Consider the following 22,647-nt stretch of genomic DNA (forward strand, 5'->3'; position numbering starts at 1 on the left):
GCTTTTTTCACAGACGGGCAGGTCTTATCATGCGCACATCGTTAGGTTGCTAATAAATTCCGGAGGGAATGATGAATAGCCAAGTCGATGTGGCGGTAATGATTGGCAGCGGCGTGCCGACGGCGCTACAGGCACAGGGCAAGCGCGTGTGTTGGGTCGTGCTGGTCAACGGTGAGCGGCGCGGCACCGCATTTGCCTGCCGCAGTGAGGCCCAGGAGTGCCGTGCTGCCTGGCTGGAGCAGATGAGCACTGCGGGCCGGCCTGACGTCGCGCGTCAGGCCGGGTGAGGCCGGCAGGGTTCAGTTTTCAAGGTGGCGGGCCAGCGCGCAGGCTTCAGTATGCTCACGGCGAAAGCCTTTGACCCGACCGGTTGCCTGCTCGGTGATATGAAAGAAGCCGATGCCGGCGGGGACCACGACAAAGCGCGGCGGCCTGTTCAGGTTGTACCCAGCTGCATATTCCGTGTAGGAAACACCTCTAGCCTCTCGACGGAATTCAGTGTTTTCGTGCATATTCGCTTCCCTGTGTGCGGTGGATGATTTCCTGGGGTCTGCCCTGTCGAAGGGCTTGCTCTCATCTATCGCACTTTTGTTGCGATAGTGCTGTCAGAAAAAGCGTTTCCGATTAAGGAAATCCGCTGAAAATCTGCAAACGGGCCAAGGCTTGCAGCAATGGGTAAGTATTCCTGCACCTTGCTTTGCCTCTCTGCACAGACTTTTCACGCACTAATCTACTAGTCTTTCAGACTTCGAATTGAAGTACCGCTGCCTTGCGGGCGTCTCGTGGCCCGGTGGGGGAGTGGCGTGTAATCGGTTTTGAGGAATTCTTCTTTGGCAGTCAGCAATCTGGATACACACGCCCTGTTTGTTCTGGGCGACCTCAGGGCGAAACTGGTCAAACAGTTTCAATCGCGTTTTGTTTATGTCACCGAACAGAATGCGGAGGGCCTGTACATGGCCGAGATCGATACTGAAACCGCCTTGGTGGTGGATGACAAACAGCGCTTGGAGCTCAAGGTCGGTGATCATTTTCGCGCCGCCGTATTGCCCAGCCGTGAAGGTGGCAAGCTGGAGATTCGATTTCGCGAGATCAAGCTGACGGTGTACGGCCTGGGTGATTATGCCTTTGTCTCGGTACCGGAAGGCGAAGGCATCGTCTTCAAAGAAGGGCAGGGCGTAGCCTTGGTATTCGCCGCCCATGAGCAGTTGCAGGAGGGCCTGAGCAAGACCCTCAAAGCTGTGACCCGCAAGGTTGCCAAATGGCAGAAAGGTGAATTGACCACCTTCAAGGCCAGCGAGTGAGCGAGCCTGTCGAACGCCCCAGTCGTGCCGACTTCCATGTCCGGCACCAGGCGCAAGCAAGGGCTCTGGCCGAACAATGGCTATTGCAGCGCCCACAGATGCAGGCTGCCTGGTTCGATTGGGTGGCCACTGAGCTCTACAAACTGAGCCCGCCCGAGTATGCCGCTATGGTCCGCCGCGAGCTGCAGCAACTCAGCGGTTGATCCTGGGGTAGACCCTAGTTGCCCCGATCGCGGCCACTGCTGACTTCTTCAGGTACGTCATCGCCGGACATGCGTTTGCGAAACAATGCGGCGCGGGCCAGCAGCAGCGTGGTGACCGGCACGGTGATCGACAGCAGGATCGGGATCAGCCAGGCATGCAGCACCGGCGACTCCTTGAGCATCGAGAAGTACAGGATCGAGGCCAGGGCCACGCACCAGGCGCCCAGGGTCGATGCCAGCGCCGGTGGGTGCATGCGCTGAAAGAAGTCTTTCAGGCGAATCAGGCCGACGGCACCGCTCAGGGCGAACAGGCTGCTCAGCAACAACAACGCGGCGACCAGCATCTCTACCCAAAACGGCAGTTCATTGGCATTGATCATTCGATCACCTCGCCACGCAGGAGGAACTTGGCCAGGGCGAAGGAGCCGACAAAGCCGAACAGCGCGATCAGCAGCGCACCCTCGAAGTAGGTGTCGCTGGCGTAGCGGATGCCCAGCACCAGCATCATCAGCATGGCCAGGATGTACAGGTAATCCAGCGCCAGTACCCGGTCCTGGGCCGAGGGGCCGCGAAACAGCCGCACCAGGGTCAGGGCCATGGCCAGGGCGAAGATGAACAGGCTGGCGAGAATGGCATTGGCAAGCAGGCCAGTCATTCGAAAATCTCCATCAGCGGGCGTTCATAGGTGTGTTTGAAGTGCTCAATGAAGCGGGTCTCGTCGTCCAGGTCGAACACGTGCAGCAAGAGGATGCTGCGGTCCAGGGCCAGCTCCGACCAGATGGTCCCGGGGATCACCGTGGTGATCATCGATAACGCCGCCAGGCCGTGGGCGTCGCGCAGGTCCAGGGGAATATGCACGAACCGCGAGCGTGGTGGCCGGCGCTTGGCTGACCAGACGCCGCGGGCGACCTGCAGGTTGGACACCAGCACATCGACGCCAACCCGCAGGATCAGGCGCGCGATGGTGCCTGGATGACGTATGCGTACCGGCAGTGGCCGCAGTGGCGCCATCAGCAGCGGCGCGACGATGCCCAGCAAGGCACCCAGCAGCAGATTGCCGGGGCTGATCGACAGGTTCAGGACCAGCCACAGCAGCCACAGCGACAGGGACAGCAACGGGGCAGGGAACACACGCTTCATGGCTGCACCTCGCTACTGGCCGCCAGGGTGGTGGGCCCGGGCACTGGTCGGGTACCGAGTACGGCGCTGACGTATTGCTCAGGGTCCTGCAGGCCGGCCGCAGTGTCCTGGGTGTAGCGCAGCAATGGTTCGGCGCGCAGGCTGAGCAGCACGCACAGGCCCAGGAGCACCACGATGGGGATGCACTCATAACGGCGCAGCAACGGCGACGGGCGCTCCTGGGGGGTCCAGAAACGCTGGATGCCGACGCGGGTCAGGGCGATCAGCGAGGCCATGCCAGAGAGCACCAGCAATGCCACCAGCATCCAGCCGGCGACGCTCAGTGGTTGCTCTGGCGAGACACCCAAGCCTTGGGGATTGAATAGCGCACTGATCAGGCTGAGTTTGCCGATAAAGCCCGACAGCGGCGGCATGCCGATGATCAGCAGGGCGCAGGCGATGAAGCTCAGGCCCAGGAACGCCATGGTCCAGGGGATCACCTGGCCGATCACTGCCTTCTGTTCGTCATCGAGGTTGATGCCTTTGGGCGGGTGCAGCGATTCTACGCAGGAGGGCAGGCCGTCACCTTCATCGTCCAGGGGGATTTCGTTGGCCGAGCGCGAACGCTCGATCAGTTCGGCCAGCAGCAATAGCGCACACAGCGCCAGGGTCGAGCTGACCAGGTAGAACAACGCTGCTGCCGTCAGGGTCGCCTGGCCGAAGCCGATAGCCGCCAGCAGGGTGCCGGCCGAGACCAGGATGCTCAGGCTGGCCATGCGCTCCAGGCGCTGTGCCGCGAGTATCGACACCGCCGCGCAACCCAGGGTGGCCAGGCCGCCATAGATCAGCCAGTCGCCGCCAAAGAACGCCGAAGCACCAGCCTGGCCGGAGAACAGCAGCGTCCATAGACGCAGTACGGTGTAGAAACCGACCTTGGTCATGATCGCGAACAACGCAGCCACTGGCGCGCTGGCTGACGAATAAGCCGGCACCAGCCAGAAGTTCAGCGGCCAGATCCCGGCCTTGGCCAGGAACGCCGTGGCCAGGATCGCCGCGCCGGCGTGCAACAGGCCGCGATCAGCCTCCGGCACCAGCGGGATCTTCAGTGCCAGGTCGGCCATGTTCAGGGTACCGGTGACACCGTAGAGCATCGCCGCGCCAATCAGGAACAGCGATGAAGCCAGGAGGTTGATGGCGATGTAATGCAGCCCGGCCTTGACCCGGGCACGACCCGAACCGTGCAGGATCAGACCGTAGGACGCCGCCAGCAGGACCTCGAAAAACACGAACAGGTTGAACAGGTCGGCAGTGAGGAACGCCCCGTACAGTCCCATCAGTTGAATCTGGAACAAGGCGTGGAAGCTGGCGCCGGCGCGATCCCAGCGGGCCATGGCGAACACCAGGGCGCTGACCCCGACGATGCCGGTCAGCACCAGCATCAGGGCCGAAAGGCGGTCGACCACCAGCACGATGCCGAATGGCGCCGGCCAGTTGCCGGGCAGGTACACGCCAATCGAGCTGGCTTGCCCCTGGCCCTGCACCCACAGCAGCAGGGTGATGGCGATGCCCAAACCGAGCAGGCTGGAGATCAGGTTGATACGGGCCTTGAGCGGCCGGCGTTTTTCCCCGAGCAGCAACATCAGCGCCGCAGTCAGCAGCGGCAGCAGGATGGGCGCGACGATCAGTTGGTTCATCGCACTCATTCGTTAGGCTCCCGGCCATCGACGTGGTCGGTCCCGGTCAGGCCGCGGGAGGCCAGCAGCACCACCAGGAACAGCGCGGTCATGGCGAAGCTGATGACGATCGCGGTGAGCACCAGGGCCTGGGGCAGCGGGTCGGTGTAGTTGAGCAGGTCCTGGGGCACGCCGTCCTTGATGATCGGCTCCTTGCCGATGAACAGGCTGCCCATGCTGAAGATGAACAGGTTGACCCCGTACGACAGCAGGCACAGGCCCATCACCACCTGGAAGGTCCGTGGCCGCAGGATCAGCCAGACCCCGGAGGCGGCGAGCACACCGATGGCGATTGCAATGACTTCTTCCATCAGGCGGCTCCTGCTTGAGTGGGTTTCTGTTGGCTGCCCGGGCGATGACCGCGCACCGACTGGTGAGCCAGCGCGGTGAGGATCAGCAGGGTCGAACCGACCACCACGGTGAACACGCCGATATCGAAGAACAGCGCACTGGCCAGGTGGGTGTCACCCAGCAGTGGCAAGTGCAGGTGCGCGGTGTGAGTGGTCAGGAACGGGTAGCCCAGCAACATCGCCCCGACGCCGGTCAGGGTGGCGCACAGCAGGCCAGTGCCCATCCAGCGCAGCGGCCGCAAGCTCATCTGCGCCTCGACCCACTGGGTCCCGGCCACCATGTACTGAAGAATGAACGCCACCGACATCACCAGGCCGGCAACGAAGCCGCCACCTGGCTGGTTGTGGCCGCGCATGAACAGGTACATCGATACCACCAGGGCGATCGGCAGCAGCAGGCGCACCAGCGCCGCCGGCACCATCATGAAGCCCAGCGCGGTGTCGGCCGCGTGGCGCGGGTTGACCAGGTCGGTGACCACGTCCGGTGCCAGCAGGCGCTGCTGGGCCGGCAACTGCATGCTTTCCTTGGGCGGGCGGAAGCGTCGCAGCAGGGCGAACACCGCCAGAGCCACGGCCACCAGTACGGTGATCTCGCCCAGGGTATCGAAACCGCGGAAGTCCACCAGCATGACGTTGACCACGTTGCTGCCGCCGCCCTCGGGCATGGCCCGGCTCAGGTAGAACGAGGAGATGTCGTTGGGGGTCGGGCGGGTCAGCATGGCGTAGGACAGCAATGCCATGCCGCCTCCCACGCCGATTGCCAGCAGCAGGTCGCGCAGACGGCGCAGCCGTGCACGTTCCTGGGTCCCCGGCAGCGGCGAGACGCCTTCGATTCGCCGAGGCAGCCAGCGCAGGCCGAGCAAGATCAGCACCGTGGTAACCACTTCGACCACCAGTTGGGTCAGGGCCAGGTCCGGTGCCGAGAACCAGACGAAGGTAATGCAAGTCATCAAACCGCAGACACTGACCATGGTCAGGGCCGCCAGACGATGATACTTGGCCTGCCAGGCGGCGCCCAGGGCGCAGGCGATGGCGATCAGCCAGAGCATGACGAACACCCCGGAACCGGGAATCTTCGGCCGGTCGCCCCAGCTCAGGCCGCTGTGCAACATCGGCAGCAGGCCGGCCAACAGGGCGATCAGCACCAGCATGAACAGCTGCTTCTGCAGGCGCCGGGTGGTGAACACCCGTTCGAAGCGGCGGGCGGCTCGCATGATCAGCACCTGGCCGTGTTCGAACAGGCGCTTGCCATTGAATCGCTCGATCAGCGGTGGTGACGGGAAGCGCCCGAGCTTGAGCTGATTGCGCAGCAGCAGGTAGAGCACGATGCCGCCGCTCATGGCGATCAGGCTCATGATCAGCGGGGCATTCCAGCCGTGCCAGATGGCCAGGCTGTATTCGGGCAGGGTACCGCCAACCACCGGCAGCGCTGCGGCGGCCAGCAGCGGGCCGACCGACTGGGCCGGGAAGATCCCCACCAGCAAGCAGGTCATCACCAGCAACTCGACCGGCGCGCGCATCCAGCGCGGCGGCTCGTGGGGTGTGTGCGGCAGGTCGGTGGCCGGCGGGCCGAAGAAGACATCGACGGTAAAGCGCAAGGCATAGGCGACGCTGAAGGTACCGGCGAGGGTGGCGATTACCGGCAGGGCCGCTTCGACCCAGGCCGTGGAGCTGATGAACACGGTTTCGGCGAAGAACATCTCCTTGGACAGGAAGCCGTTCAACAGCGGCACCCCGGCCATCGAGGCGCTGGCCACCATGGCCAGGGTCGCGGTGAAGGGGATCAGCCGGAACAGGCCGCTGAGGCGGCGAATGTCACGGGTACCGCTTTCGTGGTCGATGATCCCCGCGGCCATGAACAGCGACGCCTTGAAGGTGGCGTGGTTGAGGATATGAAAGACCGCTGCGACCGCCGCCAACGGGCTGTTCAGGCCCAGCAGCAGGGTGATCAGGCCCAGGTGGCTGATGGTTGAATAGGCCAGCAGGCCCTTGAGGTCGTTCTGGAACATTGCCGTGAAGGCGCCGAGCACCAGGGTGGCGGCACCGGCACCGCTGACGATCCAGAACCACTCTTCGGTGCCGGAGAGCGCCGGCCACAGCCGCGCCAGCAGAAACACCCCGGCCTTGACCATGGTCGCCGAGTGCAGGTAGGCCGAGACCGGCGTGGGCGCCGCCATGGCATGGGGCAGCCAGAAGTGGAATGGAAACTGCGCGCTTTTGCTCAACGCGCCAAGCAGGATCAGGGGCAACAGGACGGGATACAGGGTATGGTGGCGAATCTGCTCGCCGGCAGCGAGGACCTTGTCCAGGTCGTAGCTGCCGACCACATGGCCGAGCAGCAATACCCCCGCCAGCAGGCATAGCCCGCCCGCACCGGTAACCATCAGGGCCATGTAGGCACCACGCCGGGCGTCGGCGCGATGGTGCCAGTAGCCGATCAGCAGGAACGAGAACAGGCTGGTCAGTTCCCAGAAGAACACGATCTGGATCAGGTTGCCGGAGATCACCAGGCCGAGCATGGCACCCATGAACGCCAGGAAGAAGGCAAAGAAGCGTGGCACCGGGTCTTGCGGGGACATGTAGTAGCGTGCGTACAGCGACACCAGGGTACCGATGCCCAGCACCAGTAAAGAGAACAGCCAGGCGAAGCCGTCCATGCGCAGGACCAGGTTCAGGCCCAGGCTCGGCAGCCACAGGAATTCTTCTCGGATCACACCGCCATGGGCGATCTGCGGGTACATCAAAGCGACCTGGACAGTGCCCACCAGGGCGACCAGTCCGGCCAGCAGCGATTCGCTGTTGCGTGCGTTGTGCGGCAAGACAGCCGCCAGGCAGCTGCCGATAAACGGCAGAAGCAGTAGCACTATCAAGGACATAGATTTCTAATCTGCAGGAGTTTGTAAGGGATCATACGTGGCGACCGGTCGATCACCAACCCGCAAGCTGTCGCAGAATCCTACAAGAACGCTGTATCAATCCTTTTTTTTATAACAGTTTTTTTCAAAGGATAGCCTGCATTTGCCGATCAGAGACCCGCTTCAGGTTCTTCGGCGTCAACCGCCAGGGACTGCTCTTCGCCACGGCGACGAAACTTCAGTTCGCTGACCACCACGGCGACGACAATCAGCACACCACCGAGCAAGGCCACGCCCGGCAGGCGTTCGCCGGCGATGCGTCCGACGATGCCGGCCCATACCGGCTCACCGGCGTAGATCAGGGTGGCGCGGGTCGGCGAAACCGATTGCTGTGCCCAGTTCATCGCCACCTGGATCACCGCGCTCATCGCGCCCAGGCCCACGGCGCTGAGCAGCAACAGCCAGGAGAAGTCCGGCAGGCGTTCCTGGGTCGGTACCACCAGCATGAACGACAGCGCCGACGCAGTGGCCAGCTGCACCACGGTCACCCGGCGGACATCGACCTGGCCGGCATAACGGCTGATCAGAATGATTTCCGCGGCGATGGCCACGGCACTGACCAGGGTGGCGATTTCGCCGGGGCTGAACTGCAGCGAACCGCCGCCGGGGCCCGCCAGCAGCATCAGGCCGGCAAATGCCAGGCCAATGCCCAGGCTCGGCATCAGGCCGGGGCGGCGGCCCAGCACCAGCCATTGCAGCAAGGGCACGAAGGGCACGTACAGGGCGGTGATGAACGCCGACTGGCTGCTGCTGATGGTTTGCAGGCCCACGGTCTGCAGGCCGTAGCCGAGCATGATCGACACGCCGATCAACACCCCGGCCTTGAGTTCGGTGGCGGTCAGGCCGGGCAACGTACGGGCTGAGACCAGGCCGACGAACAAGGCGGCGGCGGCAAAGCGCAGGCCGACGAAAAACATCGGTCCGCTGACCGTCATCACGTTGTGTACCAGCAAGAAGGTGCCGCCCCAGAGCATGGTGATAAACACCAGCACCAGTTCGGCCTTGCTCAGCCGGAAGGAAACGGAAGGGCGTTCAGCAGCGTTCGTTGGGGTCATGGCCTTGCACACGGGAAAGGGTCGACGCACAATTGCGGCGAAAGTGGGCAGTATACTGCGCAACCCCTATTGATGAGCAATATAGTGCACAAAGATTCCAGTCAACGCGCTTCGGTGCTTCAGCACGTCAGCCAGAACATTCGTCGCCTGCGTCATGCTGGCGAAATGAGCCAGAGCACCCTGGCGCAAAAGTCCGGCGTCAGCCGCCGCATGCTGGTGGCTATCGAGGCCGGCGAGAAAAATGTCAGCCTGACCACGCTGGATCTGATCGCCCAAGCCCTGCAAGTTGCCTTCAGTGACTTGATCAAAGCGCCAGACAACCGCGACCCGAGCCGGATCAACGAACTGGCCTGGACCGGCGTGCATCCCGGCAGCAAGGCCGTGTTGCTGGCCAGCTCCGCTGCCAGCCGTGAAGTTGAACTCTGGGAGTGGCGCCTGGAGCCTGGCGAGGTCTACCCCTGCGAGCCCGATGCCGATGGCTGGAGCGAGCAGTTGTTCGTGTTCGAAGGTTGCCTGACCTTGCAGGTCGAGGGGCAACAACACCTGCTCAATGCCGGCGAGTTCTTCACTTTTGCCAGCAACCGCCGCTATGCCTATAGAAATGACGGTGAAGTGGCGACCCGCTTTGTGCGCAATGTGGTGATCTGAGCACGCAGCGGGTCGGCGCAGTTAGTGGTTGGCGCCGGTCAGATAGTCCTCGGTGGAGATCACCTGGGCGTAAGCGAAGGCCAGTGATGCCATGTAAGCGGCATGTACATGGGCTGCCGGAACCGTGACACCGTTGAACTCCAGAGCGCGGGTAGCGCAGGCATCGTGAACCACCGTGACGCCATAGCCGTAATCGGCAGCCGCGCGGCTGACGGCATCGATGCACATGTGGCTCATGCTGCCGATCACCGTGACGTTGCTGATTTGCCCGTCATCGAGCAGGTGCTTGAGCTCGGTACCCAAAAATGCATTGACCTTGTGCTTGAGTACCACCGGCTCACCGGCGCGGTTGGCCGCCTTGGGGTGAATCTGCGCGCCTTCGGAGCCCGGGGTGAAGAACGGTGCATCGCTGGACTCGAACTCGTGGCGCACGTGCACGACCAGATCGCCGCGGGCACGGGCGGTTGCAAGGATGCTGGCGGCATTGTCGGCCGCAGCATCGGCGCCATCCAGGGTCCATTTGCCGCCGGGGAAGTAATCGTTCTGGATGTCGATGACGATCAGTGCCTGTTTGCTCATCGTAAAAGCCTCGTGTCGAGAGTGGTTGTGGTGTGGCGATAGTTATAGGCTTGAGCGATGCGCTTGCGGATTGGCGCGAACGACAAAATGGCGGGAAAAACTGACAATGGCGACAGCGCGGGACACTCTGGAAATTGGCGTGCTGATGTATCCCGGTGCGCAGCTGGCTGCGGTCCATGGCCTGACCGACCTGTTTGCCGTGGCCAATCGCCTGTGCCATGAACTGGGAGCGCTGGACCGGCCGGTGTTGCGCGTAAGCCATTGGAGCGAGGGCGCTGATCAACAGTTGCAGGTTTCATTCGACACCCATCCGGGCATTGCTCATCAACTTCGCGCGATGGTCATTCCGCCGAGCCTGACCCAGGCCCCGTCGCCGGAATTGCTCGCGCGCTACCGTGGCAGTCTGCGTCAATGGCATGGCGATGGTGCGTTGCTGGTGTCGGTCTGCGTCGGGGTGTTCTTCATCGCCGCCAGCGGCTTGCTCGATGGGCGCCCGGCGACCACTCACTGGAATTTTGCCCAATCACTGGCCGAGCGTTTTCCCCGGGTTCAGGTAGAAGCCAACCTGCCGCTGCTTGATGATGGCGACATTATTACCTCGGCCGGCTTGATGGCCTGGACCGACCTGGGCCTCAAGCTGGTAGAGCGTTACCTGGGTGAGACCCTGGCTGCGCAAACCGCGCGTTTTCTTGCGGTGCAGCGGGTCAGCGGCGAGCAGCGCCCCGGCAGTGTTTTCAGCCCACGGCTGGATCACGGCGACGAGGCGGTGCTCAAGGTCCAGCACTGGTTGCAGGGCAGCGGCGCGCGCGACGTGTCGCTGGCGACCATGGCTGATTGTGCCGGCCTTGAGCCGCGCACCTTCCTGCGTCGCTTTCGCAGTGCTACCGGCCTCAAGCCAACCGAGTACTGCCAGCAGGTGCGGGTGGGGCGGGCTTGCCGAATGCTCGAGTTCACCAACCGATCCATCGACCAGATCGCCTGGGGCGTCGGTTATCAGGATCCGGGCGCCTTTCGCAAAGTGTTCTTCAAAGTCACCGGGTTTGCCCCCAGTGATTACCGGCGACGCCTCTGCGCGCCTGGAGGCTGATCCTACTTTGGTACGGGGCCGGCTGCGCAATGGGTGTTTTGCTGCTTATTATTGCGCGCAAACAAGACGGAGAAGCCGATGAGCGCGCAACGAGAAAACCTGGCGAGCGATGTCCTGATCATCGGCGGTGGCTTGAGTGGCGCCATGCTGGCTGCCCAGTTATTGCGTCAACCGGGGCAACGCCGCGTATTGATCGTCGAGCCGCGCCGCGAGCTGGGCCGTGGTGAAGCCTACAGCGCCACACACCTGGGCCACACGCTCAATGGCAATGCCGCGCGCATGAGTGTCGATCCGGACAACGCCGATGACCTGACCGCCTGGCTCGGCCACTTTATTGCAGCGGGCGGTTGGCCGGAGTCAGCCGAGCAGCAGGTACCCGTGGCTGAGCTGTTTGCGCCGCGCGGGCTGTTTGGCGTCTATGCGCGCCAGCGCCTGGCCGAAGCTGAGGCGATCGGTTCACAACAGGGCTCGAAACTTGAGCATGTGCAGGCCGAAGCGCTTGACCTGACAGTGGGCGAGCAGGGCGTCAGCGTCAGTCTGGCCGACGGGCGCACCTTGCGCGCAACCAGGGCTGTGCTGGCCACCGGCATGTTTGCGGCGGCGCGTACCACGCGGCTCAGCGACAATGCATTGAACACCGCAGCGGTCGATCCCTGGGACATTCAGGCCATGCAGTCGATTGACGCCGATGGCCGGGTGGTCATCATCGGTTCCGGTTTGACCATGGTCGATGCCGTAGTGTCGCTGCAGGCGGCCGGGCATCGTGGGCTGATCGAGGTGTTCTCCCGCCACGGCCTTTTGCCCCATGAACGCCGGCAACCGCCGGCCTGGGAAGATTTTCTGGCAACTGACCCGACGCTGCGCAGTCCCTTGCAATTGTTACGAGCCTTGCGCGGGCAATGCCGAACCGCCCAACAACAGGGGATCGACTGGCAGGCACCGCTCGATACCGTGCGTGTGCATATCGCCAGGCTCTGGAGCCAGGCCAGCGAGCGTCACAAGCGCCAGTTCGTACGCCACGTCCGACCCTGGTGGGAAAGCCATCATCATCGTTCGCCGCCTCAGGGCGCGGCATTGCTGGCGCGCCTGGTCGAAGAAGGGCGTTTGCGTATCCATGCGGCATCACTGCAGGGAGTCGAAATCGGTGTCGACGGGCAGCCTGTGGTAACGCTGCGTTTTCGCGGGCAAGCGCTGGTCGAACGGCTAACGGCTGCCGCGTTGATCAACTCCACCGGTATCGAATACGACTGGCGCCGGGTTGCCCGCTCGTTGCCGCAGAACCTGCTGCAGCGCCGCCTGGTCCAGCCAGGGCCTCTGGCCCTTGGGATCGCTGCCGACGAAGGAGGGGCGGTGCTCGATGCCGAAGGGCAGGTGAGCCGTCGCCTGTTTGCCATGGGGCCACCCTTGCGCGGCCTATGGTGGGAGAGCACGGCGGTCACCGATGTCGCCTTGCAAGCCAAGGCGCTGGCGCTGCGTTTGGCAGGGGCTGGCGACTAGTCGCTACGTTCGAGGCCAGGCTCGAGCAATTGTGGGCCCGGGCCCTGTTCGCCAAGTTGATCGTCACAGTTGCGCAACGGGCAGCTTTGCAGTGACATGCAGCCGCAACCAATACAGCCGTCGAGCTGGTCCCGCAGCACCAGCAGCGTGTCGATGCGCCGAGTCAGGTCCTGGCGCCATTGCTCCGACAGCCGCTGCCAATCCTTCACACTGGGTGCGCGTCCCACCGGTAACGTTTGTAGTGCCGCATGAATGGTTACCAGGGGAATGCCCAGGCGCTGGGCCATCTTGATGACCGCTACGCGGCGCAGGGTCTCGCGTGGATAGCGCCGTTGGTTGCCGGCGCTACGGGTGCTGTGAATCAAGCCCTTGCTTTCATAGAAGTGCAGGGCCGTCACGGCAACGCCACTGCGCGCGGACAATTGGCCGACACTGAGGGCGCTCGGGGCTGAATCGGGCATCGCGGAATTTCTCTTGACCTCTAGTTAACTCGAGGTTTTACCCTGCCTGCCATCACACCGCAAGTGCAACGGCAGAGGGAGCATGTCCATGCTGGTTTCAGACAACAGCCTGTGTTTTACCCAGATGATCGAGTTCGAAGTCGCGCCGTCTCGCCAACGCGCCCTGGCTCAGGCGCTGGTGGTGCGCAGCGAGCGCCTGGCCGAGCAACACAGCGGCCTGATAACGGCCAGTATCCAGGCCAGCGATGATGGCAGCAGGGTCTTGCAATACTTGCAATGGCAGTCGCGAACCGCTTGGGAAGCTGCTGTCAGCAGTTTCGAACAGGAGCCTTTTTTGCAGTTGATACGTCAGCACCAGGCCAGGAGTGTCAACTTCAATACCTTCCATACCCTCAGCAGCCTGGCCCGCGGCCCCGAACATGGGCTGCACTGCCAACTGCCGATGGCGTCAGGAATACCAGGGTGAATGGTGTGGGTAGCGATCGAGGCGGGCGCCAATGACCATCTCACTGATCCAGGCGCTGAGTATCGAGCTGTAGGCCTTTTGGCTGCGGTCGCTGGAGAGCGCGTGATCGGCGCCATCGACAATCCTGTGGGTCAGCGAATGGGCGCTGACGAACGCTGAGCGGTAGCTCATCAAGGTGCTGTGTGGCACAAAATCGTCTTGTTCCGACTCTACCAGCAGCACGTCACCGGCAAATTCGGCGCAGACTCCCAGTGCACGGTTGTCAGCCGGGCCCAGAGCACGTTGACGGTAGTCGCTAAGACGTTGACGGTTGAGCGCTTGCTTGGGCACGTCCCATTCAGTGTCCCAGTACAACGCCGGTACCCTTAACGCCAGCCATTTGACCGGCCGCAATGCCGTCAGCAGGGTCGCCAGGTAACCCCCGTAGCTGCTGCCGATCAGGGCGATGGCGCTGGTATCGACCGCCGGGTGACTGACCAGCCGATCGTAGGCGGCGACCAGATCAGCCAGGTTCTGCTCGCGGGTAACGCTCAGGCGCTGGCTTTCGGTTTTCTCGTGGCCACGCAAGTCAAAGGTCATGCACACGCAACCCAGCCCGGTGATCTGCTTGGCCCTGGCCAGGTCGCGTTGCTGGCTGCCGCCCCAGCCGTGCACAAAAAGGATCCCGGGAACCTTGGCGCCGGGGCTGACGATGGTCCCGGCAATACTTTCACCATCAACCGGGATTTCAATCGGTTCGCTATGGATGGTCATAGTCGCGGATCCGGGCGTATTTGCAGACGCTTCCGATTTCACTGTCGTCCCCCTGATAAAAAACGGTGGCATCGGCGGGCAGTTCAGGCGCGTCAAAGGCTTCGTGGGTCGAGGCGCGTACCCGTGTCAATGCCGGGTCGGCGGCAAACGCCTGCAGCGCCAGAACCTCGGCACTGCTGGCACCGCCGATGCGCCAGGATTGTTCGAGTACGCCGCTGCGCAGCTTGCCCTGGCTGTTCAGGCCGCGCGCGACGTCATAGTTGCGCCGTGAAGCGATAAAACCGGGGAAGGCCTGCAATGCAGCCTGTTCGTAGGTCCTGGCCTGGGTGATGGCCAGGCGCAGGTGATCCTCCAGCGCCAGTTGCAGCAGGGCGTCGTAGTCTCCGCGCACCAGTACCAGGTCGGAACCACCGTAGATGTCTGCACCCTGGTGGTCGCGGGTCAACTGCTGGGTACCGTAGTAACTGCAAAGGATACCGGCGACCAGCGCCTGACCGACACTGAAGGTTTGCACCTCGCTCAGGTTTTCTTCCAGGGTCAGCCCCCAGAGGGCGATCTCCTGCGCATCCATGCTGGCCAGCGCGCGTTCCAGCTCCTTCATGTTGTTGACCACCGTTTGCCCGCGCCCCGCGGTCGCGCGCACCGGTTTCAGGCGCAGGGGCCCTTCACGCAAGAGTAGCTCGGCGGCCCGAATCGCATCGTCCAGGCTGAATACGCTATAGCCCCGTAACAGCGCGTCGCTGGCCAGACGTGCAAAATCATCGGTCCAGCCCAGCGGAAAGCGTGCATCGGCGGGCAGCGGATGGGAGATCGCCTTGGTGGCCATGTAGGGCTGGCTGACCAGGCCTCCATACAGATCCGTAGGTGCACTGATGCCCATCGCCCGATAGCGCGCAAGGCCAATCAAGGTTTCGGTGGGCAGGTAGTAGAAGTTCTCCTTGGCCGTGGGCGGCTGTGCGGGTGTTACCACCTCGGTGTGAAATAGCTGCGCGAGCCGTTCGGCGAGCTTCAGGTGCACGCTGTGCTCGTGCGCGGGTGTGGTTTGACGCGTATCCAGCAGCACTACGCCTTGCTTGCGGTCGGTTGAGCGGAGCATGGGCAGGTCCTCTGCGGGGTTCAGGAGGCGTGCTGCAGGGCATCGCTGGTTTTGGCGCGCGAGCCACCGGCGCGCTTACCGCCGCCAGACTGCTTGTCGGGGTAGTTGGCTTTACTTCCCAGTGGCATGGCGATTTCTCCTGTGCGGGGCTCTACTGATTGTGAAGTCCTTTAGCGGCAGAAGTTCAGCAGCGGTGATTAGCGGATCCGATATTTGTTATATAAGTATAAAAATTAATAATTTATTGTTCTAACCAGGGCTGGTGCAGTATGGGATCGCACTTTACCTACACGGATTTAGGAAGCGCCTGCTTTGCACGGCGACAACAACCCGAGAGCCTGCCGTCATGAATAATCTTCCGCTGTATTTCGACTACGCCGCCACGACACCGGTCGACGAGCGAGTCATCCAGGCAATGGTCGAGTGCCTGGGCGTTTCCGGCACTTTCGGCAACCCGGCGTCCAGCTCCCACTGCTATGGGCAGAGCGCCCGTGCGGCCGTGGAGCGTGCCCGGGCACAGGTTGCCGGGCTTGTCGGCGCGCAAGCCGAGCAGATCATCTGGACGTCGGGGGCCACCGAATCGAACAACCTGGCGCTCAAGGGCCTTGCCCAGGGGCGCCGGGGTGGCCATATCATTACCAGTCAGATCGAACACAAGGCGGTGCTCGACACGGTGCGTCAGCTGGAACAGGACGGGTTCGCCCTGACCTTGCTGACGCCCGATGACCAGGGCCTGATCAGCCCGCAAGCACTGCGCAACGCGTTGCGCGAAGACACCTTCCTGGTGTCGTTGATGTTGGTGAACAACGAACTGGGGACCGTCAACGACATCCCCGCGTTAGCCGAGGTGGTTCGCCAGCATGGTGCACTGCTGCATGTTGACGCTGCCCAGGGGGCGGGCAAGCTACCGATCGACCTAGCGTGCTGGCAGGTGGACCTGATGTCTTTTTCTGCACACAAGGTCTATGGCCCCAAAGGCATTGGCGCCCTTTACGTCGGCGAGCGTGCCAGGCCCTTGTTACAGGCGCAGATCCATGGCGGCGGGCATGAGGGCGGCTTGCGCTCAGGCACCCTGGCGACCCATCAGATCGTTGGCATGGGCGAGGCCTTTGCCGTGGCCGGGGCGCTTTTCGTTGAGGAAACCGCACGCATCCGCCAACTGCAGCAACGCTTGCTGGAACAGCTATTGACGGTGCCGGGGGTTCAGCTCAATGGCAGTGTCAGGCAGCGAATCGCCCACACCCTGAGCCTGACCTTCAGCGCTGAGTGTCCCGACTTCGCGCAATTGGCCCGAACCCTGGCATTCTCCTCGACTTCCGCCTGCAACTCGGCGGCCAATGCTGCTTCCCATGTGCTGCTTGCGCTGGGGCTTGCCCCGCAAGCGGCGCGCCAGACCATTCGCTTGAGCCTGGGGCGCTATACCCAGGCACAGGATATTGATGAGGCGGTTCGGGCAATAAAGGCCTCGTTACACTCACAACCCTTCTGGGCGGTTGCCCATGGCTGAAGGCTGATCCATTATCTGCGCCAACAACAATGGATATCGTGGTAGCAGGAGTCAGCATGAGCACACAGTCTTCAACGCAGGGAGCGGTGAATACGCGTCTGGCACGTATTCGTGAAGTGATGCAGCGCGAGGGGGTCGATGCCTTGCTGGTGCCGTCGGCTGACCCGCATCTTTCCGAGTACCTGCCCGGGTACTGGCAGGCCAGGCAATGGTTGTCCGGTTTCCACGGTTCGGTCGGTACCCTGATCGTTACCGCTGATTTCGCCGGTGTGTGGGCGGATAGCCGTTACTGGGAGCAAGCCGAGAAGGAGCTGGCGGGCAGCACTATCGAGCTGGTGAAACTGCAGCCGGGTAAACCTGGTCCACTGGAATGGTTGGCCGATCAGGCTCCGGAAGGTGGTGCGGTAGCGGTGGATGGCGCAGTAATGGCGCTGGCATCGGCGCGTCAGCTGGGTGAGCGGCTCAAGGCTCGCAATGTGCGCTTGCTGACCGAGAAGGACTTGCTGGCAGAGGTCTGGGATGACCGGCCGGCATTGCCCGGCAACCCGGTGTATCAGCATTTGCCACCCGAGGCCAGCATCAGCCGTGCCGAGAAGTTGGCCAACCTGCGCCTGACCCTGCGCGAACGCGCTGCCGATTGGCACTTCATCGCCACCCTGGACGACATTGCGTGGTTGTTCAACCTGCGCGGCAGTGACGTTTCCTATAACCCGGTGTTCGTCTCCTTCGCCTTGATCAGCCAGAACCAGGCAACCCTGTTCGTTGCCTTGAGTAAGGTCGACGAGCACTTGCGTCGTGTGCTGGAAGTCGATGGCATCACCTTGCGCGACTATGCGCAGGTGACTCAGGCGCTGGCCGCGATTCCCGCCGGTGAAAGCCTGTTGGTCGACCCGGCCCGGGTTACCAGTGGTTTGTTGGCCAATACCACCCCTGGGGTTCGCCTGATCGAAGGGTTGAATCCGACCACGTTGTCGAAGTCGCAGAAAAGCAAGGTCGACCTTGAGCACATTCGCCAGGTCATGGCGCAGGACGGCGCGGCGCTGTGCGAATTCTTCGCCTGGTTTGAAGCGGCCCAGGCGCGTGCAGAGCCGCTCACAGAGTTGACGGTGGATGAACAGCTCAGCGCCGCGCGCGCGCGTCGTCCCGGGTTCGTCTCGCTGAGCTTCTCGACCATCGCCGCCTTCAATGCCAATGGCGCCATGCCGCATTACCGGGCAACCGAAGCGTCTCATGCGCGTATCGAAGGCAATGGCCTGCTACTGATCGATTCCGGCGGACAGTATCTTGGTGGCACTACTGACATTACCCGCATGGTCCCCATCGGTGAGCCCAGTACTGAACAGAAGCAGGATTGCACCCGAGTGCTCAAGGGCGTCATTGCATTGTCGCGGGCGCGTTTTCCGCGGGGCATCCCATCACCGCTGCTCGATGCCATTGCCCGGGCGCCGATCTGGGCTGACCAGGTCGATTACGGTCATGGCACGGGGCATGGCGTCGGCTATTTTATGAATGTGCATGAAGGGCCGCAGGTCATCGCCTATCAGGCGGCCGCGGTGCCACAGACGGCGATGCAAGCAGGGATGATCACCTCGATCGAGCCGGGTACCTATCGCCCGGGCGAGTGGGGCGTACGTATCGAGAACCTGGTGTTCAACCGTGAGGTGGGTAAAAGCGCGTTCGGTGATTTTCTGGAGTTTGAAACCCTGACCCTGTGCCCCATTGATACCCGCTGCCTGCTGCCGGATCGGCTGAGCGCCGAGGAGCGTGCCTGGCTCAATCATTACCACGCACAGGTTCGTGAACGCCTCGAACCCTTGCTGGATGGTGCGGCCTTGAAGTGGCTGCAGGTTCGAACCGGGCCGATCTGAGTTCAGAGCTCACGCACCAACAAAAAGGGCAGCCTGCGGGCTGCCCTTGTTATTGGATCAGGTTACTTGCAGATGACGATCATGCTGCGACTGGTGTAGCCGGCCGGATTGAGGCCAAACGGGTAGTCACCAGGTTCGGCGTCGCCGTCACCTGAGCGGGCAATCACCTTGTAGCCTTTGCTGCCGCAAGAGGCGTCGGCCTTGGCGTAGCATTTATCCCAGGATGAAGACAGGCCGGAGCAATTGATATGCAGACCTTTCTTGCCTCGTTTGACTTCGGTGCTTGCTGTCGCCGCACACCCCGCGATGGTCAAAATGGCTAGGATGAGCAAAATTCGTTTCATTCCTGTCCTTAATGCGTACCGGGTCTATCGCCCGTGTCTAATTTCCCGTGCTTCGTCCCTGATGCCTCTTCGCGTCCCTGTCTTGTCAATTAGATATCTTTAAGGTTGACGTTACGTTACAGCTTAAAGATGGTGGATGCCCGGCACAATGACCAGTGTCTATTTAAATGCAAATATTTCTCAAATCAGTCAGCGGCAACCAGGGCCGGGCTTTCCTTGCGCAGCGACAGGGTGGCACCGACAGAGGCCGTGATGATTGCAGCGATAGCCAGCCATTGCGCTACGGTCAGTACCTCACCCAGGAACAGCAGGCCTGAAAGTGCACCGAACGCAGGCTCGATACTCATCAAGGTACCGAAGGTGCGGGCAGGCATGCGCGTGAGAGCAACCATCTCCAGGCTGTAGGGCAGGGCTGTGGAAAGTATCGCCACGCCCAGCGCGATAGGCAGCAACGCCGGGGTAAGCAACGCGCTACCGGCGTGAGCGATGCCGATGGGGGCGACGAACAGCGCGGCAATCATCACTCCCAGGGCGGCGGTCTGGATGCCGTTCTCGGCCCCGGCCTTCTGCCCATACAGAATGTACAGTGCCCAGCACACGCCAGCGCCCAGGGCATAGCTGGCGCCAACCAGGTCAATGCTCGCGCTGGTCTGGCCAATCGGAATCAACAACAGCAAACCAATGACCGCCAGGCCGATCCAGAGAAAATCCACGGCCCGTCGTGAGGCGTACAGAGCAACGGCCAGCGGCCCGGTGAACTCCAGGGCAACGGCGATACCCAGCGGCACGGTGCGCAGTGACATATAGAAGAGGAAGTTCATTCCGCCCAGGGCCATGCCATAGATGATCACGGTGCGCAGGGTGCGGGTGCTGAGCTTGGCGCGCCATGGGCGCAACAGTAGCAACATGATGATGCTGGCGAAGATCAGTCGCAGGGTGGTGGTGCCTTGCGCGCCCACGATTGGGAACATGCTCTTGGCCAGCGAGGCGCCGGACTGGATCGAGGCCATAGCAATCAGCAGCAAGCCAATAGGGAAGAGAGTGGCGGCCAGGCTGCGGGGTTGGCTGTTCATCGCGGGAGGGCGTTCCTTATAGTAAGTAGAAGCACGGGCGGCCTATGATGCGCAAAGGCTAAAAGGTGAGCAATATACTGCGCATTATTCTTTTATTCGGGGTTTCCTGAATTAACCCTTGACGGCCGATTTAATCTCTCTATAATTCGCCCCACTTCCGGCGCAGTCGGAACTGAAAACTCCTTGAGTTTCAAAGGGTTAGCGGTTCCAGGGTCATCCGGAAGGGCTTCGATCGAAAGATCGACAGCGGTGAAAAAGGCAGTTGACAGCGGTTTGAAACGCTGTAAAATTCGCCTCCCGCTGACGAGAGATCGCAGCGAGTCAAGTGGTTGAAGTTGAAAGAGAAATTCTGAAAAAACTTCAAAATAAACGCTTGACAGGCTCTGAGGAAAGCGTAGAATGCGCGCCTCGGTTGAGACGAAAAGCTCTTAACCAACCGCTCTTTAACAACTGAATCAAGCAATTCGTGTGGGTGCTTGTGAGCTCAGACTGATAGTCAAAAAGATTATCAGCATCACAAGTGGCTACACGAAAATCGAAAGATTTGAAAGTAAGTCATTTGAGATTGCTGAGCCAAGTTTAGGGTTTTCTCAAAACCCAAGCAGTATTGAACTGAAGAGTTTGATCATGGCTCAGATTGAACGCTGGCGGCAGGCCTAACACATGCAAGTCGAGCGGATGAGAAGAGCTTGCTCTTCGATTCAGCGGCGGACGGGTGAGTAATACCTAGGAATCTGCCTGGTAGTGGGGGACAACGTTTCGAAAGGAACGCTAATACCGCATACGTCCTACGGGAGAAAGCAGGGGACCTTCGGGCCTTGCGCTATCAGATGAGCCTAGGTCGGATTAGCTAGTTGGTGAGGTAATGGCTCACCAAGGCGACGATCCGTAACTGGTCTGAGAGGATGATCAGTCACACTGGAACTGAGACACGGTCCAGACTCCTACGGGAGGCAGCAGTGGGGAATATTGGACAATGGGCGAAAGCCTGATCCAGCCATGCCGCGTGTGTGAAGAAGGTCTTCGGATTGTAAAGCACTTTAAGTTGGGAGGAAGGGTACTTACCTAATACGTGAGTATTTTGACGTTACCGACAGAATAAGCACCGGCTAACTCTGTGCCAGCAGCCGCGGTAATACAGAGGGTGCAAGCGTTAATCGGAATTACTGGGCGTAAAGCGCGCGTAGGTGGTTCGTTAAGTTGGATGTGAAATCCCCGGGCTCAACCTGGGAACTGCATCCAAAACTGGCGAGCTAGAGTAGGGCAGAGGGTGGTGGAATTTCCTGTGTAGCGGTGAAATGCGTAGATATAGGAAGGAACACCAGTGGCGAAGGCGACCACCTGGGCTCATACTGACACTGAGGTGCGAAAGCGTGGGGAGCAAACAGGATTAGATACCCTGGTAGTCCACGCCGTAAACGATGTCAACTAGCCGTTGGAATCCTTGAGATTTTAGTGGCGCAGCTAACGCATTAAGTTGACCGCCTGGGGAGTACGGCCGCAAGGTTAAAACTCAAATGAATTGACGGGGGCCCGCACAAGCGGTGGAGCATGTGGTTTAATTCGAAGCAACGCGAAGAACCTTACCAGGCCTTGACATGCAGAGAACTTTCCAGAGATGGATTGGTGCCTTCGGGAACTCTGACACAGGTGCTGCATGGCTGTCGTCAGCTCGTGTCGTGAGATGTTGGGTTAAGTCCCGTAACGAGCGCAACCCTTGTCCTTAGTTACCAGCACGTTATGGTGGGCACTCTAAGGAGACTGCCGGTGACAAACCGGAGGAAGGTGGGGATGACGTCAAGTCATCATGGCCCTTACGGCCTGGGCTACACACGTGCTACAATGGTCGGTACAGAGGGTTGCCAAGCCGCGAGGTGGAGCTAATCTCACAAAACCGATCGTAGTCCGGATCGCAGTCTGCAACTCGACTGCGTGAAGTCGGAATCGCTAGTAATCGCGAATCAGAATGTCGCGGTGAATACGTTCCCGGGCCTTGTACACACCGCCCGTCACACCATGGGAGTGGGTTGCACCAGAAGTAGCTAGTCTAACCTTCGGGAGGACGGTTACCACGGTGTGATTCATGACTGGGGTGAAGTCGTAACAAGGTAGCCGTAGGGGAACCTGCGGCTGGATCACCTCCTTAATCGACAGACATCAGCTGTCTTATGAGCTCCCACACGAATTGCTTGATTCATTGAAGAAGACGATTGGGTCTGTAGCTCAGTTGGTTAGAGCGCACCCCTGATAAGGGTGAGGTCGGCAGTTCGAATCTGCCCAGACCCACCAATTACATGTGGTGCAGCCTGTAGCAATACGGGGCCATAGCTCAGCTGGGAGAGCGCCTGCCTTGCACGCAGGAGGTCAGCGGTTCGATCCCGCTTGGCTCCACCACCTTACGTAAAAGCTTAGAAATGAATATTCGGATCGAATATTGATTTCTGAACTTTTTCAGAATCGTTCTTTAAAAATTTGGGTATGTGATAGAAAGATAGACTGGACAGCACTTTCACTGGTGTGTGTTCAGGCTAAGGTAAAATTTGTGAGTCATTACAAATTTTCGGCGAATGTTGTCTTCACAGTATAACCAGA

General features: G+C 61.1%; 23 protein-coding genes, 2 tRNA genes and 1 rRNA gene. 12 read left to right on the plus strand and 14 right to left on the minus strand.

Features of this window, described 5'->3' with window-relative positions; all coding sequences use genetic code 11:
• The first annotated feature begins 71 nt into the window (after nucleotides 1–71).
• Nucleotides 72–287, plus strand: a complete 216-nt coding sequence (locus PspR32_RS08830; RefSeq protein WP_036994445.1) for a hypothetical protein — start codon at nucleotides 72–74, stop codon at nucleotides 285–287.
• Nucleotides 288–299: 12 nt separating this feature from the next.
• On the opposite strand, the gene PspR32_RS08835 is transcribed toward PspR32_RS08830, so the two are convergent.
• Complete coding sequence (locus tag PspR32_RS08835) at nucleotides 300–512, minus strand: hypothetical protein (RefSeq protein WP_036994446.1); 213 nt, start codon at nucleotides 510–512, stop codon at nucleotides 300–302.
• A 318-nt stretch (nucleotides 513–830) separates the two neighbouring features.
• On the opposite strand from PspR32_RS08835, the gene PspR32_RS08840 reads away from it, so the two are divergent.
• Nucleotides 831–1,301: a hypothetical protein gene (locus PspR32_RS08840; protein ID WP_010224310.1), complete on the plus strand. Its 471-nt coding sequence runs from the start codon at nucleotides 831–833 to the stop codon at nucleotides 1,299–1,301.
• On the plus strand, nucleotides 1,298–1,504 hold the full coding sequence (locus PspR32_RS08845; protein ID WP_010224308.1) for a hypothetical protein: 207 nt from the start codon (nucleotides 1,298–1,300) through the stop codon (nucleotides 1,502–1,504). The genes PspR32_RS08840 and PspR32_RS08845 overlap by 4 nt, the downstream gene beginning before the upstream one ends.
• A 14-nt stretch (nucleotides 1,505–1,518) precedes the next feature.
• Here PspR32_RS08845 and PspR32_RS08850 read toward each other — a convergent pair whose 3' ends face one another.
• From PspR32_RS08850 to PspR32_RS08880, 7 genes are all read right to left on the minus strand, one after another.
• Nucleotides 1,519–1,884: a Na+/H+ antiporter subunit G gene (locus PspR32_RS08850; protein ID WP_036994447.1), complete on the minus strand. Its 366-nt coding sequence runs from the start codon at nucleotides 1,882–1,884 to the stop codon at nucleotides 1,519–1,521.
• Nucleotides 1,881–2,159, minus strand: a complete 279-nt coding sequence (locus PspR32_RS08855) for a K+/H+ antiporter subunit F (protein ID WP_010224304.1) — start codon at nucleotides 2,157–2,159, stop codon at nucleotides 1,881–1,883. The genes PspR32_RS08850 and PspR32_RS08855 overlap by 4 nt, the downstream gene beginning before the upstream one ends.
• Nucleotides 2,156–2,644 (minus strand): Na+/H+ antiporter subunit E, encoded by a 489-nt coding sequence (locus tag PspR32_RS08860; protein ID WP_010224302.1) that lies wholly within the window; start codon nucleotides 2,642–2,644, stop codon nucleotides 2,156–2,158. The genes PspR32_RS08855 and PspR32_RS08860 overlap by 4 nt, the downstream gene beginning before the upstream one ends.
• Nucleotides 2,641–4,326: a monovalent cation/H+ antiporter subunit D gene (locus tag PspR32_RS08865; protein ID WP_036994449.1), complete on the minus strand. Its 1,686-nt coding sequence runs from the start codon at nucleotides 4,324–4,326 to the stop codon at nucleotides 2,641–2,643. Before PspR32_RS08865 ends, PspR32_RS08860 begins: the two co-directional genes overlap by 4 nt.
• Nucleotides 4,323–4,667 (minus strand): Na+/H+ antiporter subunit C, encoded by a 345-nt coding sequence (locus tag PspR32_RS08870; RefSeq protein ID WP_010224297.1) that lies wholly within the window; start codon nucleotides 4,665–4,667, stop codon nucleotides 4,323–4,325. Before PspR32_RS08870 ends, PspR32_RS08865 begins: the two co-directional genes overlap by 4 nt.
• The gene (locus PspR32_RS08875) at nucleotides 4,667–7,582 is read right to left on the minus strand and encodes a monovalent cation/H+ antiporter subunit A (protein ID WP_159388323.1); all 2,916 of its coding nucleotides are present in this window, start codon (nucleotides 7,580–7,582) and stop codon (nucleotides 4,667–4,669) included. The genes PspR32_RS08870 and PspR32_RS08875 overlap by 1 nt, the downstream gene beginning before the upstream one ends.
• A 149-nt stretch (nucleotides 7,583–7,731) precedes the next feature.
• Entirely contained in the window at nucleotides 7,732–8,676 is a 945-nt protein-coding gene (locus PspR32_RS08880; protein ID WP_010224294.1) for a DMT family transporter, read from the minus strand.
• 84 nt (nucleotides 8,677–8,760) lie between these two features.
• Between PspR32_RS08880 and PspR32_RS08885 the strand changes: the two genes are divergently transcribed.
• Nucleotides 8,761–9,324 (plus strand): helix-turn-helix domain-containing protein, encoded by a 564-nt coding sequence (locus tag PspR32_RS08885; RefSeq protein ID WP_010224293.1) that lies wholly within the window; start codon nucleotides 8,761–8,763, stop codon nucleotides 9,322–9,324.
• Between the two features lie 21 nt (nucleotides 9,325–9,345).
• Here the strand turns inward: PspR32_RS08885 and PspR32_RS08890 are convergent, their stop codons facing one another.
• Nucleotides 9,346–9,903, minus strand: coding sequence for a cysteine hydrolase family protein (locus PspR32_RS08890; protein WP_036994453.1), 558 nt, complete (start codon nucleotides 9,901–9,903; stop codon nucleotides 9,346–9,348).
• Nucleotides 9,904–10,009: 106 nt separating this feature from the next.
• Between PspR32_RS08890 and PspR32_RS08895 the strand changes: the two genes are divergently transcribed.
• On the plus strand, nucleotides 10,010–10,990 hold the full coding sequence (locus PspR32_RS08895) for a GlxA family transcriptional regulator (RefSeq protein ID WP_010224290.1): 981 nt from the start codon (nucleotides 10,010–10,012) through the stop codon (nucleotides 10,988–10,990).
• A 78-nt stretch (nucleotides 10,991–11,068) separates the two neighbouring features.
• Nucleotides 11,069–12,487 carry an FAD/NAD(P)-binding protein gene (locus PspR32_RS08900; RefSeq protein ID WP_010224289.1) on the plus strand — a complete coding sequence of 473 codons (1,419 nt, stop codon included), beginning with the start codon at nucleotides 11,069–11,071 and terminating at the stop codon, nucleotides 12,485–12,487.
• Here PspR32_RS08900 and soxR read toward each other — a convergent pair.
• Nucleotides 12,484–12,948, minus strand: coding sequence for a redox-sensitive transcriptional activator SoxR (soxR, locus tag PspR32_RS08905; RefSeq protein WP_159388324.1), 465 nt, complete (start codon nucleotides 12,946–12,948; stop codon nucleotides 12,484–12,486). The two genes, PspR32_RS08900 and soxR, sit on opposite strands and share 4 nt — an antisense overlap.
• 88 nt (nucleotides 12,949–13,036) lie before the next feature.
• On the opposite strand from soxR, the gene PspR32_RS08910 reads away from it, so the two are divergent.
• Nucleotides 13,037–13,414, plus strand: coding sequence for an antibiotic biosynthesis monooxygenase (locus PspR32_RS08910; RefSeq protein WP_010224287.1), 378 nt, complete (start codon nucleotides 13,037–13,039; stop codon nucleotides 13,412–13,414).
• On the opposite strand, the gene PspR32_RS08915 is transcribed toward PspR32_RS08910, so the two are convergent.
• Both PspR32_RS08915 and PspR32_RS08920 read right to left on the minus strand, forming a co-directional pair.
• Nucleotides 13,397–14,167: an alpha/beta hydrolase family protein gene (locus PspR32_RS08915; protein ID WP_010224286.1), complete on the minus strand. Its 771-nt coding sequence runs from the start codon at nucleotides 14,165–14,167 to the stop codon at nucleotides 13,397–13,399. The two genes, PspR32_RS08910 and PspR32_RS08915, sit on opposite strands and share 18 nt — an antisense overlap.
• On the minus strand, nucleotides 14,154–15,263 hold the full coding sequence (locus PspR32_RS08920; protein WP_010224285.1) for a DUF3182 family protein: 1,110 nt from the start codon (nucleotides 15,261–15,263) through the stop codon (nucleotides 14,154–14,156). Before PspR32_RS08920 ends, PspR32_RS08915 begins: the two co-directional genes overlap by 14 nt.
• Before the next feature lie 346 nt (nucleotides 15,264–15,609).
• Here PspR32_RS08920 and PspR32_RS08925 point away from each other — a divergent pair, with 346 nt between their 5' ends.
• Together PspR32_RS08925 and PspR32_RS08930 are read left to right on the plus strand one after the other, a co-directional pair.
• Nucleotides 15,610–16,770: an aminotransferase class V-fold PLP-dependent enzyme gene (locus PspR32_RS08925; RefSeq protein ID WP_036994456.1), complete on the plus strand. Its 1,161-nt coding sequence runs from the start codon at nucleotides 15,610–15,612 to the stop codon at nucleotides 16,768–16,770.
• 56 nt (nucleotides 16,771–16,826) lie between these two features.
• The gene (locus tag PspR32_RS08930; RefSeq protein ID WP_159388325.1) at nucleotides 16,827–18,638 is read left to right on the plus strand and encodes an aminopeptidase P family protein; all 1,812 of its coding nucleotides are present in this window, start codon (nucleotides 16,827–16,829) and stop codon (nucleotides 18,636–18,638) included.
• Between the two features lie 62 nt (nucleotides 18,639–18,700).
• Here PspR32_RS08930 and PspR32_RS08935 read toward each other — a convergent pair whose 3' ends face one another.
• Both PspR32_RS08935 and rhtA read right to left on the minus strand, forming a co-directional pair.
• A complete protein-coding gene (locus tag PspR32_RS08935; protein WP_010224282.1) occupies nucleotides 18,701–18,982 on the minus strand; it encodes a hypothetical protein in 282 nt (93 codons plus the stop codon).
• 185 nt (nucleotides 18,983–19,167) lie between these two features.
• Complete coding sequence (gene rhtA / locus PspR32_RS08940) at nucleotides 19,168–20,055, minus strand: threonine/homoserine exporter RhtA (RefSeq protein ID WP_159388326.1); 888 nt, start codon at nucleotides 20,053–20,055, stop codon at nucleotides 19,168–19,170.
• Nucleotides 20,056–20,664: 609 nt separating this feature from the next.
• Between rhtA and PspR32_RS08945 the strand changes: the two genes are divergently transcribed.
• The 3 genes from PspR32_RS08945 to PspR32_RS08955 all read left to right on the plus strand — a co-directional run bounded on the left by PspR32_RS08945 (nucleotide 20,665) and on the right by PspR32_RS08955 (nucleotide 22,449).
• Nucleotides 20,665–22,201: ribosomal RNA gene (locus PspR32_RS08945) — 16S ribosomal RNA — on the plus strand.
• A gap of 66 nt (nucleotides 22,202–22,267) precedes the next feature.
• A tRNA-Ile gene (locus PspR32_RS08950) sits at nucleotides 22,268–22,344 on the plus strand.
• A gap of 29 nt (nucleotides 22,345–22,373) precedes the next feature.
• Nucleotides 22,374–22,449: transfer RNA gene (locus PspR32_RS08955), tRNA-Ala, on the plus strand.
• Nucleotides 22,450–22,647: the final 198 nt, after the last annotated feature.

This window comes from Pseudomonas sp. R32 (assembly GCF_009866705.1).
Lineage (GTDB): Bacteria > Pseudomonadota > Gammaproteobacteria > Pseudomonadales > Pseudomonadaceae > Aquipseudomonas > Aquipseudomonas donghuensis.

What these genes read in the sequence shown, in the direction of transcription:
- PspR32_RS08860 (WP_010224302.1), bottom strand. Translation starts at nt 2,644, where the DNA reads ATGAAGCGTGTGTTCCCTGCCCCGTTGCTGTCCCTGTCGCTGTGGCTG.
- PspR32_RS08900 (WP_010224289.1), top strand. Translation starts at nt 11,069, where the DNA reads ATGAGCGCGCAACGAGAAAACCTGGCGAGCGATGTCCTGATCATCGGC.
- rhtA (WP_159388326.1), bottom strand. Translation starts at nt 20,055, where the DNA reads ATGAACAGCCAACCCCGCAGCCTGGCCGCCACTCTCTTCCCTATTGGC.
- soxR (WP_159388324.1), bottom strand. Translation starts at nt 12,948, where the DNA reads ATGCCCGATTCAGCCCCGAGCGCCCTCAGTGTCGGCCAATTGTCCGCG.
- PspR32_RS08925 (WP_036994456.1), top strand. Translation starts at nt 15,610, where the DNA reads ATGAATAATCTTCCGCTGTATTTCGACTACGCCGCCACGACACCGGTC.
- PspR32_RS08890 (WP_036994453.1), bottom strand. Translation starts at nt 9,903, where the DNA reads ATGAGCAAACAGGCACTGATCGTCATCGACATCCAGAACGATTACTTC.
- PspR32_RS08855 (WP_010224304.1), bottom strand. Translation starts at nt 2,159, where the DNA reads ATGACTGGCCTGCTTGCCAATGCCATTCTCGCCAGCCTGTTCATCTTC.
- PspR32_RS08895 (WP_010224290.1), top strand. Translation starts at nt 10,010, where the DNA reads ATGGCGACAGCGCGGGACACTCTGGAAATTGGCGTGCTGATGTATCCC.
- PspR32_RS08915 (WP_010224286.1), bottom strand. Translation starts at nt 14,167, where the DNA reads ATGACCATCCATAGCGAACCGATTGAAATCCCGGTTGATGGTGAAAGT.
- PspR32_RS08910 (WP_010224287.1), top strand. Translation starts at nt 13,037, where the DNA reads ATGCTGGTTTCAGACAACAGCCTGTGTTTTACCCAGATGATCGAGTTC.
- PspR32_RS08875 (WP_159388323.1), bottom strand. Translation starts at nt 7,582, where the DNA reads ATGTCCTTGATAGTGCTACTGCTTCTGCCGTTTATCGGCAGCTGCCTG.
- PspR32_RS08865 (WP_036994449.1), bottom strand. Translation starts at nt 4,326, where the DNA reads ATGAGTGCGATGAACCAACTGATCGTCGCGCCCATCCTGCTGCCGCTG.
- PspR32_RS08870 (WP_010224297.1), bottom strand. Translation starts at nt 4,667, where the DNA reads ATGGAAGAAGTCATTGCAATCGCCATCGGTGTGCTCGCCGCCTCCGGG.
- PspR32_RS08920 (WP_010224285.1), bottom strand. Translation starts at nt 15,263, where the DNA reads ATGCTCCGCTCAACCGACCGCAAGCAAGGCGTAGTGCTGCTGGATACG.
- PspR32_RS08830 (WP_036994445.1), top strand. Translation starts at nt 72, where the DNA reads ATGAATAGCCAAGTCGATGTGGCGGTAATGATTGGCAGCGGCGTGCCG.
- PspR32_RS08930 (WP_159388325.1), top strand. Translation starts at nt 16,827, where the DNA reads ATGAGCACACAGTCTTCAACGCAGGGAGCGGTGAATACGCGTCTGGCA.
- PspR32_RS08835 (WP_036994446.1), bottom strand. Translation starts at nt 512, where the DNA reads ATGCACGAAAACACTGAATTCCGTCGAGAGGCTAGAGGTGTTTCCTAC.
- PspR32_RS08935 (WP_010224282.1), bottom strand. Translation starts at nt 18,982, where the DNA reads ATGAAACGAATTTTGCTCATCCTAGCCATTTTGACCATCGCGGGGTGT.
- PspR32_RS08850 (WP_036994447.1), bottom strand. Translation starts at nt 1,884, where the DNA reads ATGATCAATGCCAATGAACTGCCGTTTTGGGTAGAGATGCTGGTCGCC.
- PspR32_RS08880 (WP_010224294.1), bottom strand. Translation starts at nt 8,676, where the DNA reads ATGACCCCAACGAACGCTGCTGAACGCCCTTCCGTTTCCTTCCGGCTG.